Origin of the sequence: Streptomyces broussonetiae (assembly GCF_009796285.1) — a bacterium.
GTDB lineage: Bacteria > Actinomycetota > Actinomycetes > Streptomycetales > Streptomycetaceae > Streptomyces > Streptomyces broussonetiae.
On sequence record NZ_CP047020.1, the window covers coordinates 3,180,476 to 3,195,764 of the forward strand.

The 15,289-nt window shown below is 72.6% G+C and carries 18 protein-coding genes and 1 tRNA gene; 10 read left to right on the forward strand and 9 right to left on the reverse strand.

From position 1 onward, the window contains the following. Positions 1-6: 6 nt before the first annotated feature. Both GQF42_RS14705 and GQF42_RS14710 read left to right on the forward strand, forming a co-directional pair. Positions 7-1,125, forward strand: a complete 1,119-nt coding sequence (locus GQF42_RS14705; protein ID WP_233273352.1) for a DUF2330 domain-containing protein — start codon at positions 7-9, stop codon at positions 1,123-1,125. 45 nt (positions 1,126-1,170) lie between these two features. Beyond that, positions 1,171-1,842: an O-methyltransferase gene (locus GQF42_RS14710; protein ID WP_158920077.1), complete on the forward strand. Its 672-nt coding sequence runs from the start codon at positions 1,171-1,173 to the stop codon at positions 1,840-1,842. Positions 1,843-1,867: 25 nt separating this feature from the next. On the opposite strand, the gene GQF42_RS14715 is transcribed toward GQF42_RS14710, so the two are convergent. Continuing rightward, a complete protein-coding gene (locus GQF42_RS14715) occupies positions 1,868-2,260 on the reverse strand; it encodes an FHA domain-containing protein (protein WP_158920078.1) in 393 nt (130 codons plus the stop codon). Positions 2,261-2,368: 108 nt separating this feature from the next. Here GQF42_RS14715 and GQF42_RS14720 point away from each other — a divergent pair, with 108 nt between their 5' ends. Then, positions 2,369-2,818, forward strand: coding sequence for a DnaJ family domain-containing protein (locus GQF42_RS14720; protein WP_158920079.1), 450 nt, complete (start codon positions 2,369-2,371; stop codon positions 2,816-2,818). Here GQF42_RS14720 and GQF42_RS45890 read toward each other — a convergent pair. Beyond that, positions 2,775-3,584 carry a hypothetical protein gene (locus tag GQF42_RS45890; RefSeq protein ID WP_233273353.1) on the reverse strand — a complete coding sequence of 270 codons (810 nt, stop codon included), beginning with the start codon at positions 3,582-3,584 and terminating at the stop codon, positions 2,775-2,777. The genes GQF42_RS14720 and GQF42_RS45890 overlap by 44 nt on opposite strands. A gap of 479 nt (positions 3,585-4,063) precedes the next feature. Here GQF42_RS45890 and GQF42_RS14730 point away from each other — a divergent pair, with 479 nt between their 5' ends. Next, positions 4,064-4,573: a GNAT family N-acetyltransferase gene (locus GQF42_RS14730; protein WP_158920080.1), complete on the forward strand. Its 510-nt coding sequence runs from the start codon at positions 4,064-4,066 to the stop codon at positions 4,571-4,573. Here GQF42_RS14730 and GQF42_RS14735 read toward each other — a convergent pair. After that, entirely contained in the window at positions 4,566-6,605 is a 2,040-nt protein-coding gene (locus GQF42_RS14735; RefSeq protein ID WP_158930163.1) for an MDR family MFS transporter, read from the reverse strand. The two genes, GQF42_RS14730 and GQF42_RS14735, sit on opposite strands and share 8 nt — an antisense overlap. Before the next feature lie 144 nt (positions 6,606-6,749). Here GQF42_RS14735 and GQF42_RS14740 point away from each other — a divergent pair, with 144 nt between their 5' ends. Next, positions 6,750-7,718: a peptidoglycan-binding domain-containing protein gene (locus GQF42_RS14740; protein WP_158920081.1), complete on the forward strand. Its 969-nt coding sequence runs from the start codon at positions 6,750-6,752 to the stop codon at positions 7,716-7,718. A 61-nt stretch (positions 7,719-7,779) separates the two neighbouring features. Here the strand turns inward: GQF42_RS14740 and GQF42_RS14745 are convergent, their stop codons facing one another. Beyond that, a complete protein-coding gene (locus tag GQF42_RS14745) occupies positions 7,780-8,448 on the reverse strand; it encodes an HAD family hydrolase (RefSeq protein ID WP_158930165.1) in 669 nt (222 codons plus the stop codon). 211 nt (positions 8,449-8,659) lie between these two features. Further along, positions 8,660-9,241, reverse strand: coding sequence for a TMEM165/GDT1 family protein (locus GQF42_RS14750; protein ID WP_158920082.1), 582 nt, complete (start codon positions 9,239-9,241; stop codon positions 8,660-8,662). A gap of 384 nt (positions 9,242-9,625) precedes the next feature. Between GQF42_RS14750 and GQF42_RS14755 the strand changes: the two genes are divergently transcribed. Continuing rightward, positions 9,626-10,270, forward strand: coding sequence for an HNH endonuclease family protein (locus tag GQF42_RS14755; protein WP_158920083.1), 645 nt, complete (start codon positions 9,626-9,628; stop codon positions 10,268-10,270). A gap of 78 nt (positions 10,271-10,348) precedes the next feature. On the opposite strand, the gene GQF42_RS14760 is transcribed toward GQF42_RS14755, so the two are convergent. Continuing rightward, on the reverse strand, positions 10,349-10,963 hold the full coding sequence (locus GQF42_RS14760) for a DedA family protein (RefSeq protein WP_158930167.1): 615 nt from the start codon (positions 10,961-10,963) through the stop codon (positions 10,349-10,351). 228 nt (positions 10,964-11,191) lie between these two features. Between GQF42_RS14760 and GQF42_RS14765 the strand changes: the two genes are divergently transcribed. Further along, a complete protein-coding gene (locus GQF42_RS14765) occupies positions 11,192-11,722 on the forward strand; it encodes a superoxide dismutase family protein (protein ID WP_158920084.1) in 531 nt (176 codons plus the stop codon). Between the two features lie 81 nt (positions 11,723-11,803). Here the strand turns inward: GQF42_RS14765 and GQF42_RS14770 are convergent, their stop codons facing one another. Both GQF42_RS14770 and GQF42_RS14775 read right to left on the reverse strand, forming a co-directional pair. After that, complete coding sequence (locus GQF42_RS14770) at positions 11,804-12,256, reverse strand: DoxX family protein (protein ID WP_158920085.1); 453 nt, start codon at positions 12,254-12,256, stop codon at positions 11,804-11,806. Positions 12,257-12,403: 147 nt separating this feature from the next. After that, complete coding sequence (locus GQF42_RS14775) at positions 12,404-12,637, reverse strand: DUF2277 domain-containing protein (RefSeq protein ID WP_158920086.1); 234 nt, start codon at positions 12,635-12,637, stop codon at positions 12,404-12,406. A 93-nt stretch (positions 12,638-12,730) separates the two neighbouring features. Between GQF42_RS14775 and GQF42_RS14780 the strand changes: the two genes are divergently transcribed. Beyond that, on the forward strand, positions 12,731-13,648 hold the full coding sequence (locus GQF42_RS14780; RefSeq protein WP_158920087.1) for a ketopantoate reductase family protein: 918 nt from the start codon (positions 12,731-12,733) through the stop codon (positions 13,646-13,648). 130 nt (positions 13,649-13,778) lie between these two features. After that, the gene (locus tag GQF42_RS14785; protein WP_158920088.1) at positions 13,779-14,126 is read left to right on the forward strand and encodes a hypothetical protein; all 348 of its coding nucleotides are present in this window, start codon (positions 13,779-13,781) and stop codon (positions 14,124-14,126) included. A 40-nt stretch (positions 14,127-14,166) separates the two neighbouring features. On the opposite strand, the gene GQF42_RS14790 is transcribed toward GQF42_RS14785, so the two are convergent. Further along, a tRNA-Val gene (locus GQF42_RS14790) sits at positions 14,167-14,241 on the reverse strand. 224 nt (positions 14,242-14,465) lie between these two features. Between GQF42_RS14790 and GQF42_RS14795 the strand changes: the two genes are divergently transcribed. Beyond that, the gene (locus GQF42_RS14795) at positions 14,466-15,245 is read left to right on the forward strand and encodes a DUF4097 family beta strand repeat-containing protein (protein ID WP_158920089.1); all 780 of its coding nucleotides are present in this window, start codon (positions 14,466-14,468) and stop codon (positions 15,243-15,245) included. Positions 15,246-15,289: the final 44 nt, after the last annotated feature.

Consider the following 15,289-nt stretch of genomic DNA (forward strand, 5'->3'; position numbering starts at 1 on the left):
AGGCCTGTGAAACGCGCCCGGATACTCGCCCTGGTTCTCTCGTTCCTCGGCATCCAGCTGACCTGGCTCATCGCCCCCGCCTACGCCTGTGGGTGCGGGGCGATGATCCCGGACCCGGCGTCGCGGATCTCCGTCGCGAACGAGCAGTCCGTGCTGCGATGGGACGGGCGGCAGGAGCAGATCGTGATGCGTCTGACGGTCGCCGGGGACGCCCGGCACGCCGCGTGGATCATGCCCGTCCCGCACCGGGCCACCGTCCGCCTCGACGACCCCGCCCTCTTCGACCAGCTGGCCAGGGCGATCCAGCCCGTGCACCGCACCCGGTACCACTTCTGGCCGGACGACGGCGACTGGCCCTTCGACAGCCACGACACCGTCGGTGCCGCCGCGCCCCCGGACCCGGCCGGTGTCGGTGTGGTGGACCGGCAGCAGCTCGGCCCGTTCGACGTGGCGCGGCTGACCGCCACCGACCCCGGCGCGCTCGGCGGCTGGCTGCGCGCCCACGGCTTCCCCCTGCCCGCCCGGCTGCGCACCGCCCTGCAGCCGTACGTCGACCGGCACTGGGAGTACGTCGCCGTCCGCCTCGCCCCGAGCGCCGCCGGCAGCTCTCTGCACGGCGCGCTCGACCCGATCCGGCTGACCTTCGCGGCCGACGCCCCGGTGTACCCGATGCGCTTGTCCCGCCTGGCCACCACCCCGCAGTCGCTCGGTCTGTACGTGCTCGCCACGCACCGCATGCGGACGCGCACGACGATCGGGGGGCCGGCGCCCAGCACGGTCTTCGCCGGCCGCCTCGGCCCGCAGGACGGCGCCCTGGGCCCGCTGACCGCCCGGACGCCGTATCTGACCGCGCTGACCCAGCAGTTCCCCGACCCCGCCCGGATCTCCGGCGACCACGAACTGCTCCAGGCCCCCGCCGACACCCCGGTCCAGCAGGTGGTCTACGACGACGAGCTGCGCCGGATCGCCGGGATCCCGGCATGGGGCCTGACGGTCGGCGGCGGGCTGCTGGTCATCGTCGCGGTGGTCGCGGTGATCGTCGTACGGCGCTCGCGGCGGCCCGTGCTCCCCCCGCCACCCGTGGAGCCCCCGCCGCCGCTCTCCCCCTCGGCGCCCGTCGGCTGAGATCATGCTGAAGTAGCGCAGGCACTCGGGAAAGGCAGTACGGGCATGACCGGCTCGCAGGTCTGGGACGACGTCGACGACTACTTCATCCACCATCTCGCGCCCGACGACGAGGCGCTCCAGGCGGCCCAGCGGGAGAACGAGGCCGCCGGGCTGCCGAACATCGCCGTAACGGCCGCACAGGGCAAGTTCCTTCAGCTGCTCGCACAGGTGCAGGGTGCGCGCAACGTCCTCGAGATCGGCACGCTCGGCGGATACAGCACGATCTGGCTGGCCCGGGCGCTGCCCGAGGACGGCCGGCTGATCTCGCTGGAGTACAGCGCCAGGCACGCCGAGGTGGCCGTACGGAACATCGCCCGGGCGGGCCTGGACCGGATCGCGGAGGTGCGGGTCGGTCCGGCCCTGGAGTCGCTGCCCAAGCTCGCCGACGAGAACCCGGCCCCCTTCGACCTGGTCTTCATCGACGCCGACAAGGCCAACAACCCGCACTACGTGGAGTGGGCGCTGAGGCTCACCCGCGCGGGCAGCGTGATCGTCCTGGACAACGTGGTGCGCGGCGGCCGGGTCGTGGACGCCGACAGCACCGAGCCGGACATCGTGGGCACCCGCGCCGCGATCGAGCTGATCGCCACCCACCCGAGGCTCGACGGCACGGCGCTGCAGACGGTCGGCAGCAAGGGCTACGACGGGTTCGCCCTGGCCCGGGTGCTGGCCTGAGCCGGATCCGGCACCGCTGTGCGGCTCATACCTCGTGGTAGAAGCCGATGTTGACGCTGCGCGGCGCGGTGCGGTCCTGGACGATGATCTCGCCGGACCCGCCGCGTGGCAGCCGCATCGTCGCGCCGTAGCCGAGGGGACCGCTGAACTCCCCCGACGTCAGGCGCACTTCGGAGGACGGCTCGACCTGGGAGCCGCGCAACCAGGTCAACTGCCAGACGCCGTCCGGTCCGCACTTCAGCTCCAGGTGGACCCGGGAGACGAACAGCCAGTCCTCCGGGGTGACCAGCCGGCACACGGATGCGTCCCGGCCGACCCGGAGCACGGCGCCCGGCTCGCTGGGCGCATCGGCCATCGTCATACCGGCCGTGACACCCGAGTCGGCCCCGGAGACGGTGGCCATGGTGAGTTCGAGCACGCGCGTTCCCCCTGTGACGTCCTTGTACGTCCTTGCACGGCGGCCGGATCGGCCTGCCGCGCCGCATGATAAAACGCCCGCCCGGGTGCCGTCCGGCACAATGGAGTCATGACCGAGCGAAAGCCACCGGGTGTGCCGTTCGACTCGTGGGTGGACAAGCAGATCCGTGACGCGCAGGGGCGCGGTGAGTTCGAGCGACTGCCGGGGGCGGGCGAGCCGCTGCCCACCGAGGTCGACTCCACGTACGACGAACTGTGGTGGATCAAGCGGAAGATGGCGCGCGAGGGCCTGTCCGTCCTGCCGCCCGCGCTCGCGCTGCGCAGGGAGGCCGAGGACGCGCTCGAGGCGGCCTACGCGGCCCCCTCCGAGCGCATCGCCCGCAGGATCGTCGAGGACGTCAACGTCAAGATCAAGGACATGATGTTCAAGCCCCCGCCCGGTCCCCCGCTGGGCAGGAAGCCCTACGACGTCGAGGAGGTCGTACAGGAGTGGCGGCGGCGCAGGGCCCAGCCCCTCAGAGATGCAGAAGACGGTCGGCCAGCTCCTGGTAGTCCCTGAGGGCCAGTCTGAGCTGCTCGGTGCCGGTCTGCGTGCCCGGCCCGCGGTCCCCGCAGGCCTCCCAGGAGCGGCGCAGCGTACGCCGCCGCCCCGCCACGGCCTCGTCGCACCGCCCCACGATCTCCTCCAGCGCGCGGTCGGCCGCCTCGACGGCCCGGCGGGGCTCCGCCGCGAACCCGGCGGCCAGCTCCTGCATCCGCCGCTCCCAGCGGTCGGTCTCGTCGTGGGACAGGAGAGGCGCGCCGGCGGCGGGGGCGGCGCCGGCCGCCGGGCCGCCCGGCGCTGTCGGCCAGGCGTCCGGGTCCGGGGACTCGCTGCCGTGTGCCTCGCGTGTGCTCGCCTCACCGGAGGAGGGGACCCCCAGCCCGTCCTCCGGCATCGGGCTCTCGTCCGGCGTCCGGGCCCGGTACGGGGTCACGCGCTCGGCCGGCATCCCGCGCCCGCCGGACATCCGGCCCTCGCCCCGCTTCCCGGTGCCCGCCGGTCCCGGAGGGTGCAGGGGTGCGTCGCGCGGGGTGCGGTCGTCCGCCGTCAGACCCTCACGGCCCGGGCCGGTCGAACCGGGGAGGCGGGATGCGGCCCTCGCCGGGGAGGGCGGGGGTGACGGTGGGGGCGGGGGTCCGCCGGGAAGCCGGTCCTCCGGCCGGGCAACCCTCGGTGCGCGGTAGCCCGCAGGGGCGTCCTCAGGAGTCCGCTCCTCGTCCGGTCGCGGGGCGAACCGGCCGGCCCGGCGCTCGTCGCCGGAGCCGCTCGTCCTGTCCGACATGATGCTCAACTCCCTTCCGGATGGCACCTGTTGAAGACCCGCGGGGCATGGGAACCGGCCCTGGTCACCGGGTCGCTCGCCCGGGCGTGGGCGACCCGGTGCACCTGACGGCAGCCATCGACGTGGTCGGCCTCGGTCACCGCCTGTCGCGGCGAGTCGGCGCAGTGCGCCGGTACGGCCGTCCGGCGGGCCTCGTACTGTTCCTGCCCGGCCGGGTCGAGCGGCCTCTCGCTCAGCTCCCCGTGGCGTTCGACGCGGAGGACCGGAGAGGGGCCGCGGCCACGATCCCGACCACGGCCACGGCCACGGCCATCACGATCATGCTGATGGACAGGGCACCCTCCGATCGGACCGGCCGCACCGGCCGGCTCCCCCTCCGGGTGACCAGGAAGGGGAGCCGCAAACGGCGGCCGGTACGCGAACCGGCGCGGCGGAGAAACCGAGCGGCGGGCGCGCCCGCGACCGCTCACAATGCCCCCATGACGTGGACCATCGCCCCGGAACCGTACGACTGCCCGGCCGCCGCGACACTGTGGCGGGCGTACTACACCGAGGTCAGTGACCGCTGGTACCTGCTGCACGAGGGCCGTCGCACGGATCCCGACGAGCTGGAGCGGGCGATCGCGGCCGGCACCGGGTCCGAACTCGCCCCGCCGACCGGTCGGTTGCTGATCGGGCGGTACGGCGACAAGCCGGGCGGTTCGGCGGGTGTACGGCTCCTCGACCCGCAGACCGCCGAGCTGACCCGGGTGTTCGTGTACGAGCACCTGCGCGGCAGGGGCGGTGCCCCGCTGCTCGTGGCCGCCGCCGAGGAGGCCGCCCGCACCCTGGGTGCCCGGCGGATCGTCCTGGACACCCGCGGCGACCTGGTCGAGGCCCGCGCCCTGTACGCCCGCCTCGGCTACACCGAGACCGGGCCGCACAACGACGCCCGCTACGCCGAGCACTGGTTCCGCAAGGAGCTGATGCCGCGGCGGGCGGTCACCTGACACCGGCGGCCGCCCCGTCGCGCGGCTGCTCGCGCTCGGAGCCGCACATCTGCCCGGTGAGTTCCTTCACCAGTTGCGTCAGGTCGGTCGAGCGGCCCGGCTGCCACCAGTCGCCGAGGAGTTCGACCAGGGACTCCTCGCGGGCCGCCGCGAGCCGTTCGGCGGCCTCGCGGCCGGAGTCGGTCAGGTACAGGTCCAGTCCCTCGCGTCGGGCGAGGCGCCGTTCCTCGATCTGGCGCTCGGCGGCGAGGACGACCTCCAGCGGGACCTGGCCGCGCTCGGCGAGCACGCCCGGCTCGACCGAGCCGTACCTGCGGATGCGCAGCAGCAGCCAACCGGCGGCGGGCAGCAGGTCGTAGCCGGCCCGTTCGGTGATCTTCCGGTAGATCTCCCGGCGGCCCTCGCGGGTGCCGAGCGCCGACAGGGCGCGGCAGCACTCGTCGTAGGAGGAACGCTCGACCGGGTTCGGCGGGATGGTCTCGGAGGCGTCCGGCGCGGTGACCGAGCCGCGCAGCCGGTCCTCCTTGAGGAACCAGGCCAGCAGGAAGCCGAGGAGCGCGACCGGGGCGGCGTAGAGGAAGACGTCGGTGATGGCGGAGGCGTACGCGTGCAGGGCCGCGGGACGCAGCACGGGCGGCAGGGCGGCGATGCCGCGCGGGTCGGACTTGAGGGCGTCGGCGCTGGCCCCTGGCGGCAGGCTCACGCCCCGGAAGGCGGCGGTGAGCTTGTCGCCGAGGCGGCCGGCGAAGACCGTGCCGAAGATGGCCACGCCGAAGGAGGCGCCGATGGAGCGGAAGAAGGTCGCGCCGGAGGTGGCCACGCCCAGGTCCTCGTACGACACGGCGTTCTGCACGATGAGGATCAGCACCTGCATGACCAGGCCGAGACCGAGGCCGAAGACGAAGAAGTAGACGCTCATCACGGCGGTCGAACTGTGCTCGGTGAGCCGGTGCAGCAGGAGCAGGCCGATGCCGGTGACGGCGGTTCCGGTGACCGGGAACACCTTCCAGCGGCCGGTGCGGCTGACGATCTGGCCGGAGGCCGTGGACGACAGCAGCAGGCCGAACACCATCGGCAGCATGTGCACCCCGGACATGGTCGGCGAGACGCCGTGCACGACCTGGAGGAAGGTCGGCAGATAGGTCATCGCACCGAACATGGCGAAGCCGACGATGAAGCTGATCACGGCGGCGAGCGTGAAGGTGCGGATGCCGAACAGCTTCAGCGGCAGGACGGGTTCGGCGGCCCGCCGCTCGGCGGCCACGAACGCGACGGCGAGCAGCACGCCCAGCACCGCGAGCCCGATGATCTGCGCCGAGCCCCAGGCCCAGGTCGTACCGCCGAGGGAGGCGACGAGGACCAGGCAGGTGGCGACGGCGGCGATCAGGAAGGTGCCGAGGTAGTCGATGACATGGCGGGCGCTGCGGCGCGGGATGCGCAGGGCGGTGGCGATCACGGCGAGCGCGACGATGCCGACGGGGAGGTTGATGTAGAACACCCAGCGCCAGCTGAGCTGCTCGGTGAACAGCCCGCCGAGCAGCGGCCCGAGCACGCTCGTCGCCCCGAACACGGCCCCGAACAGCCCCTGGTAGCGGCCGCGTTCACGTGGCGGCACGAGGTCGCCGACGATCGCCATCGACAGCACCATCAGCCCGCCGCCGCCCAGGCCCTGCAGTGCGCGGAACCCGATCAGCTCCGGCATGTTCTGTGCCATGCCGCACAGCGCCGAGCCGATGAGGAAGATCACGATGGCCGTCTGGAACAGCCGTTTCCGGCCGTACTGGTCGCCGAGCTTGCCCCACAGCGGGGTCGCCGCGGTCGAGGCCAGCAGATAGGCGGTGACCACCCACGACAGATGCTCGAGCCCGCCGAGGTCACTGACGATCGTGGGCAGCGCGGTCGACACGATGGTCTGGTCGAGCGCGGCGAGCAGCAGTCCGAGGAGCAGGGCGCCGATCGAGACGAACACGCTGCCGGCGACGTGCTCGCCGGTGTTCACGTCCTTCGCCGCGCCGTGTGTGTCCAGGGCCATGAAGACCTCCCGGGAGGGCTCGGAGTGCACCTTCTCCATCGTCGCCGGTGTGACCGGTTGTGGCCCGTCGAGTCCCGCGTTTCCGGCTTCGGATGCGGAGAAGTTGCGCATAGTCTCTGAAGTTCGTGAGGGGAGGACGAACGCGTGAGTGAATCCGAGGGCCCCGAGGGCCATACCTGCCCCGAGTGCGGGGCGCCGAGAGGACCGGACCGTAGCCCGTCCTGCGACTGCACCGCGCGGGCGGCCGAGGCCCTGCGCGAGACGCGTACGGCGGAGGCGGCAGCGGCGGGGGACTTCGATCCGCTGCGGATACGGCCTTACGTCGAGGTCAGCGACGTCAGCGACGTCAGCGAGGCCGACGGGGTTCGGGAGACCGGGGTGGTGCGGCCCGTCGAGGCCACGCTGCCGCTGCGCGCGGTACCGGGGCCGGACACGGCGGACCTGGGGCTGTTCGAGGACGGGGAGACGGACGCGGCAGGTGAGACCGGCTGGGCGGACGGTGCCGGGCCGCGCCGTCGGCGGTCCGGTCGCAGGGTGGTGCTGTCCGTCGTGGGCGCGGGCGCCGTGGTCGCGGCGGCGGCCGGGTTCGTGAGCGGGTTATTCTCGTACGACGTGCCGTCCCGTGACGGTGCCGCCCAGGAGGTCAGGCAGAGCGTCCCGGACGTGACCACGTCGGCCCCGGCGTCCCCGACGGCGCCGAACTCCTCCGGCGCGGTGTCCCGTTCCCTGGTGCGCCCGCCCACGGCCGCGGCGAGCCCGAGCCCCTCGACCACGCCGTCCGCGTCGCCGACCCGCACGGCACCGTCCCCCAGCACGTCCGGCCCGGGCTCGGCCACGCCCTCCGCGACGGTCTCCTCCGCCGCCCCGCAGAAGACGCCCGCCACCGCCGAACCGGTCCTGCGGCGCGGCGACACGGGCCCCGAGGTCACCGAACTCCAGCAGCGACTGAGGCAGTTGAACCTCTACGACGACGAGATCAACGGTGTCTTCACCCGCCCCGTGCAGGACGCGGTACGCACGTACCAGCTCGCCCGGGGGATCATCGGCGACACGTACGGGGAGTACGGGCCGGCGACCCGCGCAAGCCTGGAGGCGGAGACGTCCCAGCCGTAGGGCCGGGCCGGGCGAGCACAGTCCGTCGGCGGGGCCCAAGAGGCCCCGGTACGGCGTCGCCTCAGTCGATGTGCAGCCGGATCGTCCCGTCGGCGGCGGCCTCGATCCGTACCCGCGTCAGGTCGGGCACCACCACGTCGGGAGCGTGCAGCCCGGCGCGGGGGCCGACGCCCACCACGGTCATGCCCGCGCTGCGCCCGGCGGCGATACCGGCCCCGGAGTCCTCGAAGACCACGCAGTCGGCCGGGTCCACGCCCAGCTCGGCGGCGCCCTTGAGGAAGCCCTCGGGGTCGGGCTTGCTCGCGCCCACCGACTCGGCGGTGATCCGGACCTCCGGCAGCGGCAACCCGGCGGCGCACATACGGGCGGTGGACAGCGCGACGTCGGCGGAGGTCACCAGGGCGTGCGGGAGGCCGCGCAGGGAAGCCAGGAAGGCGCTCGCGCCGGGGATCTCCACCACTCCGTCGGTGTCGGCGGTCTCCTCGGCAAGCATGCGGGCGTTGTCCGCGAGGTTCTGCTCGACGGGCCGGTCGGGCAGCAGGACGGCCATGGAGGCGTGCCCCTCACGGCCGTGGACGACCTTCATCACCTCGCCCCCGTCCAGTCCGTGCCGCTCGGCCCAGCGCCGCCAGATGCGCTCGACCACGGCGTCCGAGTTGACGAGGGTGCCGTCCATGTCGAGCAGGAGGGCGCGGGCGGTCAGGACGGTGGGCGTGGCGGTGGCCGTCATCGGCAGCTCCAGGTACGACAGGTACGGCAGATACGAGAGGACGAACGGGGAGGGCCCCACGTCGGCAGGGACAGGCCCCGAGGGGCAGGGGACAAAGGAGCCCCGCCCGCCGGTCAGGGAAAACGGGCGGAGGCCACTTTGTTCCTCCACGGTACAAAACAAGGGGCGGGTCCCGCCACCGCATCCGGCGAGGGTTCACCCACCGTTCAGCTCAGCCCGCCACCGCTTCGTACAGACTCCACACACCGAGACCCAGCATCAGCAGTGCCGCGATCTGCGTGATCAGCCGCAGCGGCACCTTCTTCATCAGGGCCTTTCCGCCGACGATGCCGAGCCCGGCGACGGCCCACAGGCCGAGCGTCGCACCGAGGCCGACGGAGATCGGGTCGTTGTAGCGGGCGGCGAGGTTGGCGGTCATGATCTGGGTCAGGTCGCCGAACTCGGCGACGAGGATGAGCATGAAGCCCGTGCCGGCGACCTTCCAGAAGGACTGGTCGGCGGGCCTCTTGATCTCCTCCTCGTCCTCGGCCTTCTGCAGCAGCAGCATGGCCGCGCCGCCCAGGAAGAGGACACCGGTGATGGCGTGCACGATCTGCTGCGGCAGCAGGGTCAGCACGCTGCCGGCCGCGACGGCCAGCACGACGTGCAGCAGGAAGGCGGCGGCGACGCCCGCGAAGACGTAGCTCGCCCGGTAACGGGTGCCGAGGACGAGACCCGCGAGCGCGGTCTTGTCCGGCAGTTCGGCAAGGAAGATGACGCCGAAGACGAGCGCCGTCACGGTAATGCTGATCAAGATTCCTCAATCGGTCGGGCCGCCCGGCCGAGAGTGCGGTACGTCACACGATGACACCTCGGCACGGCAGCGCGTTCGGCGCCCGTGCCGAGGGGGCACGGACGCGCACTGCTTGCCGAAGGTCTCGCTGGCGGACCTCGATGCGACTCGACGGTCCGCCTCCGGGCGCCGGCTCAGGCTCGCTGAGCAGTATGTCGACGGTCCGGCGAAGAGCTACTCCCCTTCTGCACCGCCCATGGTACGGGACGCGAAAGTGCCGCGGTACGCCTTGGCATGACATGGACGCGTCATTAGCTTCTTACCGGGCGCTCACCTTCCGGCAACGCGCCCTCGCGGGCATTCCCTGACCCGCACCCAACGTCCCCACACCACACGGGAGTTCGCATGCAGAAGGTCTACGCGCGTCGACGGCTGAGCATACTCGCGGCCCTTACCGGTTTCATGGCTTCCGCAGCACTGTTCAACTCCCCCGCCGCCTCCGCCGCCCTCCCCACCCCGGTCGGCGCCGCCACCGCCCGCAGCTACCTCTCCCGGCTCCCGGTCGCCACCGAGGACCGCACCGGCTACAGCCGCGACAAGTTCCCGACCTGGATCACCATCTCCGGCGCCTGCAACACCCGCGAGTGGATCCTCGAGCGGGACGGCGAGAGCGTCGTCACCAACTCGGCCTGCACCGCCACCAGCGGCAGCTGGTACTCCCCGTACGACGGCGCGACCTGGATCTCCCCGTCCGACGTCGACATCGACCACCTCGTGCCGCTCGCCGAGGCCTGGGACTCCGGTGCGAGCACGTGGACGACCGCCCAGCGGCAGGCCTTCGCCAACGACGTCACCCGTCCCCAGCTCCTGGCCGTCACCGACAACGTCAACCAGGCCAAGGGCGACCAGGATCCGGCCACCTGGGTGCCGTCCCGCTCCGCGTACCTGTGCACCTACGTCCGCGCCTGGGTGCAGGTGAAGTACTACTACGACCTCTCGGTCGACACCGCCGAGAAGAACGCCCTGAGGAACCACCTCGCCGGCTGCTGAGGTTCGCGGCGGTGAGCAGCCGGGGGGCGGGGCCGGCCGGGCAGGGCCGCGGCCCCGCCTCGCCTGCGGCCCCCGGCGTCAGGAGGCCGGGCGGCGGCGCATCAGATAGCCCGCCGCCGCGCCCGCGCCGAACAGGGCGACAAGGGAGACACCCGTGGCGAGCCAGGTCGTACCGAGCCACTGGGCGCCGTAGTAGCCGAGGGCGACGCTGTAGGCGGCCCAGGACAGGCCGGCCAGCGCGGACCACGGAACGAAGTCACGGGCGCGGCGATGGGCGGCGCCCGCGCAGAAGGAGACGATCGAGCGGCCGGCGGGGGCGAAGCGGGCGAGCACGACGAGCGCGCCGCCGCCCCGGGACAGGGCATCGCCGAGACGTTCCTGCGCACCGGTCAGCCGCCGGGACCGGGCTATCGCCCGGTCCAGCCGCTCTCCGCCCCGCCAGGCCAGGCGATAGGCCACCAGATCGCCGAGGACCGAGGCGGTGGCCGCGCACAGGATCAGGGCCAGGGTGTCCGGCACACCGTGCGGGACCCGGCCAGCCGCCGCACCCGAGCCCGCCGCCGCGGCCGTACCCGCCGCGATGACGAGCACACCGCTCGGCAGGACCGGCACGAACACGTCGAGCAGCACGGACAGGGCCACCACGGCATAGATCCAAGGTCCGCCGGTCAGCGACCCCACACTCTCGAACACCACGACTCCCGTTGCTCCCCCGTTGACAGCCCAACAGCGTACGCCGGGGGTGTGACAGAAGGTTCCAGGGGGGCCGATGGGGCGATTCCGGACGTCTATTCACTCTGATGGCGCCCCCCGTGCGGCGGTACCGTCCCGCGCCCCTTAGCAACGTAGAGAGGCCAGTCTTCGGACAGAAGGCACGTATCCGAACAAAACGGCGCGCAAGCGCAGGAAAAGGTGCACATCATGGTGGCAACCGTATACGCGGGCGCCCTCGCCGCAGCCCTGTTCGCGACCGGAAGCGCAAGTACCCCCAGCTTCTCGCTGGACACCAGCGGCGTGTTCACACCGTCGGCCAAGAGCGCGGCATCCAAGGCCCTGACGTACGACCAGAAGCTCGTCCCGACAGGCGCAATGATCAACGTCCGACAGCAGAGCCTGCCGAACGGCACCACGAAGATCGAGCTGCGGGTGGCGGGCCTCGTGCCCGGCCATCAGTACGGCGCCCACATCCACCAGAAGGCCTGCGGCGTCAAGCCCGACGACGCCGGCAAGCACTACCAGGACAAGGCCGGCACGGACGCCGCCCACGTCAACAACAAGAACGAGGTCTGGCTCGACTTCAAGACCGACGCGCACGGCATCGGCCAGGCGACCACGCAGCACGGCTGGGCCTTCCGCAAGGGCCAGGCCGGCTCGCTGGTGATCCACAGCCAGCCGGGCACCAAGGGCAGCCGGGCGGCCTGCTTCAGCGTGCCGTTCGGCGGCGCGTCGTAAGCCCGCGACGGCCGCGGAACAAGGCGGCGCCCTTCCCCTCGCGGCAGGGAAGGGCGCCGCCGCGCGTCGGAGCCGTCGGGCTCAGGCCGCCATCGGCCTCTGCTCGGCGACCGGTTCGGCGCGCTCGGCCGTACGCCCGCCGAGGAGCCGGTCGAGCCCGAAGGCGCCCGAGCCGGTGAAGACCAGCAGGAAGAACGCCCAGCAGAACAGCACCGACAGCTCGCCGCCGTTCTGGATGGGCCACAGCGCGGCCTGCTGGTGGACGTCGAAGTAGGCGTACGCCATCGAGCCCGAGGCGACCAGCGCGGCCCCGCGAGTGCCGAGGCCGAGGAGCACCAGGGCGCCCGCGACCAGCTGGATCACGGCCGCGTACCAGCCCGGCCAGGTGCCGGCCGGGATCGCGGCACCGCCGCCCGCGGCACCACCGAGGACACCGAAGAGGGAGGCGGCGCCGTGCACGGCGAACAGCAGGCCGACGACGGCGCGGAACAGCGCGATCACGTACGGCTGAGCGGAATCGAGGCGAGCGGACATGGGGGTTCTCCTCTTCGGCGCCGGCCGGGGACGGGCCGGTCGTGGGGGACGGACCGATCGAGGAACCCAGGTTAGGCGAACCTAATCTGTACTTGCAACTTCAACATTCATCCGTAGTTCCGCTTCAGCCTGCGCTTTCGCACCCCCCTACGGGGTGCCGCCGCGCACCGACTGCCCCCTCACCTCCAGCCCCGCGAGCAGTTCGGCCGTCGCCTCGGCCACGGCCGCCACCGCCCGGTCGAAGACCTCGCGGTTGTGGGCGGCGGGGGCGCGGAAGCCCGAGACCTTCCGTACGTACTGCAGCGCGGCGGCGTGGATGTCCTCGTCCGTGGCCTCGTCGGACAGGACGGGCGGGCGCAGCGTTTTGATACTCCGGCACATGCCCTCAGTCTCCCGCTCGCCGCACACCCCTGCGATGATCACGGCGAAGGCGGCCACCGAACTGCGGGGCCGACCGTCGAAAGGAACAGCCTCATGGCTACCGAGAACAGCAGGAGCACCGAGAACACCGTGGCGGTCCTCGGGCCCGGCGGCACGGGCGGCCTGCTCGCCGCCCTGCTCGCCCGCGCCGGCCACCGCGTCGTCTGCCTGGCCCAGGACCGCACGGCCGACGCCTTGCGCCGCGACGGAATCACCGTCCGCAGCCCGCAGTTCGGCGAGTTCACCGCTTCCGTCGAGGCGGACACCGAACTGCGCGAACCGGTGACCGCCTGCCTGGTCACCGTCAAGCACACCGCGCTCGAGGCCGCCCTCACCCGCATCCCGCCGGCCGCACTCGGCGACGCCCTCGTCGTACCGCTGCTCAACGGCGTCGAACACCCGGCCGCGCTGCGCACCCGCTACCGTCCCGACCGGGTCGCCCCGGCGGTGATCCGCGTGGAGTCCACCCGCGTGGCCCCCGGCGTGATCGAGCACGGCAGCCCGTTCACCGAGATCGACCTCGCCGGGGACGGCGTGCCGCGCGCCCGCCTGGAGGCCCTGGCCGCCACCCTCACGGCCGCCGGTACGACCGCCCACGCGGTCGGGGACGAGACGGCGGCACTGTGGGCCAAGATGGCGTTCCTGGCCCCGTTCGCGCTGCTCACCACCCGGTACGGCCTCCCGCTCGGCGAGGCTCGCACCCGACACCGCGAGGAGCTTGCGGCCCTCGTCGCCGAGACCGCCGCGGTCAGCCGCGCCTGCGGCGCCCCCGCCGACCCGGATGCGGCCCTGACCCGGTACGACGCCTTCCCGCCCGCCGCCAAGTCGTCCATGCAGCGCGACGCGGAGGCCGGCCGGCCGCTGGAACTGGACGCCATCGGCGGGGCGCTGCTGCGCGCGGCCGGCCGGCACGGCGTACCGGCGCCGGTGACGGCCCGCCTGGTGCGGGAGATCCGGGCCGCCGGCCACTGACACACGAGGGGGCGGCGGGCGGGCGGCGGCTCGTCGCCCCGCCGCCCCCTCGCCACCCGTTCGGCTGAACCTCCCCCGCATCCCACGATCGCGCTCGCCTCTCAAAATCGAACAGGCGTAGCATTGCCGCGTGGTGACGACCCCCGAATTCCCCAGTGACCTCCTCGCCGGTCAGGAGGAGCTGCATCAGGTCAGGGCCGAGCTGTCGGCCCTGCTCAAGCGGCTGCCGTGGTCGGTCGAGCCGATGGCCGGGTTCAGCGACGACAACGGCTGGCGCAAGGCGGAGCGGCCCGCCTCTCCGGGCTGGACGACGGACGAGCAGGCCGAGGTGGAGAAGCTGCGCCGGCGCGAGCACGAGCTGGCGGTGTTCGTCAGCACGCACCGCTTCTGGGCCGAGGTCGCGGCGGCGGACCGGATGGAGATGCGCAGCCGCCTGAAGCACGCGCACGAGCGGGCGGAGGAAGAAGCGGAGGAGTAAAAGGGGAAAGCCCCCGACCCTGCGGCCGGAGGCTTTCCACTGGTGGGCGCGGACGGTTTCGAACCGCCGACATCCTGCTTGTAAGGCAGGCGCTCTACCCCTGAGCTACGCACCCCGAACACCCGGACCAGCGCCCAGGACGAGTTGACAGCCTACCTTGCCGGGACCGGTGCACCGCAAACCCGTTCCGGCGGCGGTCAGGGGTGTCGGGGGGTTATCCCCACCCCGATTCCGGGAGTCTCCCCGATTCCCGGCCAGGTCTTGATCATTTACCGTCGTCACAGACCGAGACACTCCGGCCCGCCGCACCCGGCGGGCCGGTTCAGGGGGAGATTACGCATGGCCCGTACGACCCGTTCCGTTCCCGCCCGCGCCGCCCTCGTGGCTGCCGTCACCGGAGTGCTCGTCGCGGGGGTCAGCGCCTGCGGCGCCTCCGCCGACGACGACAAGCACCCCGACCACCGGTCCTTCGCGCTGCACGGCCGCACGCTCACCGTCGACTCCGACGACGCGGGGCTGGAGATCGTCGCCGCGAAGGGGACCCGGGCGGGGACGGTCCAGGTGACCCGGTGGTTCAAGGGGAAGGTCGTCGTCGGCGGCACGCCCCGGGTCAGCTGGTCCTTCCAGGACGACCGGCTGAAGCTGCGCATGCACTGCTCCGGGTTCATCGCCGACTGCTCGGCCAAGTACCGGATCGAGGTGCCGCAGGGAGTCGGGGTCAGCGTCGACGAGGGGAGCGGCAGCGTGCAGGCGCACGGATTCGCCGACACGCTCGGCATCCGCACCAGCAACGGCTCCGTGCACGTCACCGACTCCACCGGCCCGCTGGACCTGCACTCGGACAACGGCTCGGTGCGCGCGGAGGTCTCCGCGCCCCGGGTGCGGGCCGAGACCAGCAACGGCTCGGTCGATCTCACTCTCGGCCGGGTGCCGGACCGCGTGGACGCCAGGTCCGACAACGGCGCGGTGACGGTCGCACTGCCCCGCGCCACCTACCACGTGACGGCGCAGTCGGACAACGGAGGGGTGTCGGTGTCCGTGCCCCGGGACGACAAGAGCCCGCACACCGTGTCCGCGGACTCCTCGAACGGCAAGGTAACGGTCCGTACGGCGAACTGACCGGCCCGTGTGTTCGTCTCCTACGGGTGGGAGAATGACTCCAC

Coding starts and splice junctions, on each gene's coding strand:
- GQF42_RS14710 (WP_158920077.1), top strand. CDS start 1,171: ATGACCGGCTCGCAGGTCTGGGACGACGTCGACGACTACTTCATCCAC.
- GQF42_RS14720 (WP_158920079.1), top strand. CDS start 2,369: ATGACCGAGCGAAAGCCACCGGGTGTGCCGTTCGACTCGTGGGTGGAC.
- GQF42_RS45890 (WP_233273353.1), bottom strand. CDS start 3,584: ATGTCGGACAGGACGAGCGGCTCCGGCGACGAGCGCCGGGCCGGCCGG.
- GQF42_RS14730 (WP_158920080.1), top strand. CDS start 4,064: ATGACGTGGACCATCGCCCCGGAACCGTACGACTGCCCGGCCGCCGCG.
- GQF42_RS14735 (WP_158930163.1), bottom strand. CDS start 6,605: ATGGCCCTGGACACACACGGCGCGGCGAAGGACGTGAACACCGGCGAG.
- GQF42_RS14745 (WP_158930165.1), bottom strand. CDS start 8,448: ATGACGGCCACCGCCACGCCCACCGTCCTGACCGCCCGCGCCCTCCTG.
- GQF42_RS14755 (WP_158920083.1), top strand. CDS start 9,626: ATGCAGAAGGTCTACGCGCGTCGACGGCTGAGCATACTCGCGGCCCTT.
- GQF42_RS14765 (WP_158920084.1), top strand. CDS start 11,192: ATGGTGGCAACCGTATACGCGGGCGCCCTCGCCGCAGCCCTGTTCGCG.
- GQF42_RS14770 (WP_158920085.1), bottom strand. CDS start 12,256: ATGTCCGCTCGCCTCGATTCCGCTCAGCCGTACGTGATCGCGCTGTTC.
- GQF42_RS14775 (WP_158920086.1), bottom strand. CDS start 12,637: ATGTGCCGGAGTATCAAAACGCTGCGCCCGCCCGTCCTGTCCGACGAG.
- GQF42_RS14780 (WP_158920087.1), top strand. CDS start 12,731: ATGGCTACCGAGAACAGCAGGAGCACCGAGAACACCGTGGCGGTCCTC.
- GQF42_RS14795 (WP_158920089.1), top strand. CDS start 14,466: ATGGCCCGTACGACCCGTTCCGTTCCCGCCCGCGCCGCCCTCGTGGCT.